This window comes from Brasilonema sp. UFV-L1, assembly GCF_012912105.1.
GTDB lineage: Bacteria > Cyanobacteriota > Cyanobacteriia > Cyanobacteriales > Nostocaceae > Brasilonema.
This window is the reverse complement of record NZ_QMEA01000266.1, coordinates 1-2,672: the sequence shown is the minus strand read 5'-3', so window position 1 is coordinate 2,672 and position 2,672 is coordinate 1. Positions and strand designations below refer to the sequence as shown.

General features: G+C 39.5%; 3 protein-coding genes. 2 read left to right on the top strand and 1 reads right to left on the bottom strand.

The window, feature by feature from the left end:
- The first annotated feature begins 205 nt into the window (after nt 1-205).
- Complete coding sequence (locus DP117_RS33875) at nt 206-568, top strand: helix-turn-helix transcriptional regulator (protein ID WP_169222533.1); 363 nt, start codon at nt 206-208, stop codon at nt 566-568.
- 188 nt (nt 569-756) lie between these two features.
- Here the strand turns inward: DP117_RS33875 and DP117_RS33870 are convergent, their stop codons facing one another.
- Complete coding sequence (locus DP117_RS33870; RefSeq protein WP_169222532.1) at nt 757-1,746, bottom strand: hypothetical protein; 990 nt, start codon at nt 1,744-1,746, stop codon at nt 757-759.
- Between the two features lie 386 nt (nt 1,747-2,132).
- Here DP117_RS33870 and DP117_RS33865 point away from each other — a divergent pair, with 386 nt between their 5' ends.
- Nucleotides 2,133-2,585: a helix-turn-helix domain-containing protein gene (locus tag DP117_RS33865; protein ID WP_211176525.1), complete on the top strand. Its 453-nt coding sequence runs from the start codon at nt 2,133-2,135 to the stop codon at nt 2,583-2,585.
- Nucleotides 2,586-2,672: the final 87 nt, after the last annotated feature.

Sequence of the window (2,672 nt, the reverse complement as noted above, 5' to 3'; positions counted from 1 at the left end):
ATTATACAGCTATGATTACGCTCGCCTCCATTATTTTGTGGTTATAGTTTGAAAAGGAGCGTCAAGCCTCCGGCTTATCGCTCTGAAATTAGTGTTGACAGTTACTGGTTAACATATTAACCAAATTTTGGTTAGTTAATTAACCGATTTTTAGAATTTATCCCATAATTTTGGTTTCTCATCAGCACTCAGTTAAAATGTCTATATGAACTCAAAAGCAGAACGATTAGCCAAATTGGTAAAAGAGTTAAGAAGCTCTCAAAGTCAACACCAGTTCGCCAAAAAACTGGGTGTTAGTCGTTCTTCGGTGACATTTTGGGAATCTGGTCAAGCTTGGCCAGACATGGAAAATTTGGAAAAACTAGCAGCATTGAAGGGATGGAGCCTTTCTGAATTACAAGCATATCTGGTTCACGGAGGTACTCCCACCAGTGAATCATTATACGGACTAGAGCAGATATTAAATGCTATACGATTGCTTCCGTCTGAAGCATTGGCAGAAGTAGTCAACGCAGGGGTACAGACTTTAATCAGCCGAAGTGGTGCTACACAAAGTTCTGTGAAGTAGGGTCAGTACTTCAACATCATATCGGTTGACATCCTCCCACAGGTTGAAGTAATTTTGTTCACGGCGTCTATTACGTAAGTCAGGTGGGCGTTTTATCTTTGTTTGTATTTTTCACAACTCAGCAGTAGATTCAATTATTTTGGTAGCCTTTCTCAAGCAACGGTTCTTTCGTCAGCATTTACCTCTTCTCAGCCAACTTCTGACGCTGGAATCTCAGCAAAATCCTGATAAATTTGCGTACTGTGGGCTGCATTCCTTCCAGAAACTGCCTCTTCCAAAAGCTTCGCTGCCCAGTCCACTACAACTAAACCAGATTCTTTGGCGACATCTTGTATCAATGGTTGTAAGTATGCAGGCAGTTGTAGAGTTAAGGTAAAGGTTTCTTGTAATGGTAGTCGAGACTTGTTGATTTCTGCTGACTCTGCCCATCGATGAGTCCAGAATTCGCAGCTTTGCCCTCGTTGATTACCGTCCTTTTCGATAAAGCTTAATTTCCCTAGCTGGTAGCAATAAAAGCTGTGGGGATCATCAACAAATTCTCGGCTGCAATGAGTGCAGTTCCAGCAGCTCTTGGCAATTGACTGTGTAGAGTTGTTAGTTGATTGTTGTTTGTCAGAAGTTTTCTTCTTTCTGGATTTGGTTGATACACTCCCTTGCTGATACTCTTTAGCAACTTGGGTAACGTGAACAGCTGTGACTTTGCCACTTGGAGCTGTAGAAACCGCTTTAGCCCATGCTTGTCTTTGTTGTTCGGGAGGAAGTGCAACCAGAGGACGAGCTTGGCGCTCATTGGCGGGAAGAATTTGTGCGCCATGGCGCACATTTTCATAAACCGAGGCTGCTTCAATCAATTGATAAGCTGAACGCCGAGACATCTCCCAGCGAGTCATACAATATTCCTCAAAAGTACTGTAGTGTTCTCGATACAGACGTTTATCTCGAATCTCTCTTAGGGCTTGTCCTATCTGCCAAAAAGCTTTTAAACAACGTTCAACTGTAGTTTCTAACCTCCTTAGTTCTTGTGCCTCAGCGAGGCTGAGCGTATTTTCTACACTCGACAGATTTTGACCATTAGTTTTGTTTTGCTTACAGTCTTTACTTAACTTTACTTGCTCACTCTCGTCAGTGAGAGTAGCGTTAAGTGTATTCAAATCAACAGTAGAGTTAGAGGATGACATCGACATGTTTTCTCCTCCGACAAGGTTGAAAGTCTTTTATAAATTAAGGTGTACTTAAATGACTCGTTTCTGACATTACTTTTGTACATACTCTGGTATATTTGCATGATGCAATACTAATATTGCATCATGCAAGATCAATCACATAATTAATTAATATTTCTTAATATGATTTGGTGTTATACTATACAATATAAAAAATATTTATAATAAAAGTGTTTTATTGTAAGTTCCTCAAATCCTTGTAAATATAAGAGTTTTGATTATAAAGTAGTTATATATAGCCAACTATTGAATTCCACCATGTCAGACCCTAACCGCACCTTTTTGCGGAGGTTGAGACACAATGGAACTAAATACTAAAGACTAAAGTAGTTCACGTAAGTATGACCCATAAATTAACTTTGATGACTGATGATTCTGGGTCTTCTACCATTCAGAGACGCCAAGAGCGGCTGACTCATTTGATTGAGCAGCTATTAGAAGACGGCTGGACTCAAACTGCTTTAGCCCAAAAGGTTGGTGTAGATTTCTCAACTGTGTATCGGTGGTTGAAGGGTAAAAGTATTCCTGAAACTGACTCCAAAAACTTTCAAAAATTAGCAAATCTAAGTGGTGGCGACAGCAAAACGCTACAACTTTATTTAGATGGAGAAATATCTCTATCAGCATACCGTCAAGGTTTGGAGATAAAATTAGTGGATCAAGAAAAAATCAGTAAAACCTCGACTTCTGAGATGATTAAAAAAGAGGTTTTAGCAAAGATTTATTCACTTGATCCAGCAGATATTGCAGAGGTAATTTCCAGAAGTGTAACGTTTTTAGCTAAGCGAGCGTGAACTAATAATTACACTTATTAGATAAATAAGTTTCAGGGTTAGCGCGTCTCAAACCCTATTGACAAGGGGACTTGATTGAATTATGAG

Excerpts from the sequence above, each read along its gene's own strand:
- DP117_RS33865 (WP_211176525.1), top strand. The coding sequence starts at position 2,133 with ATGACCCATAAATTAACTTTGATGACTGATGATTCTGGGTCTTCTACC.
- DP117_RS33875 (WP_169222533.1), top strand. The coding sequence starts at position 206 with ATGAACTCAAAAGCAGAACGATTAGCCAAATTGGTAAAAGAGTTAAGA.
- DP117_RS33870 (WP_169222532.1), bottom strand. The coding sequence starts at position 1,746 with ATGTCATCCTCTAACTCTACTGTTGATTTGAATACACTTAACGCTACT.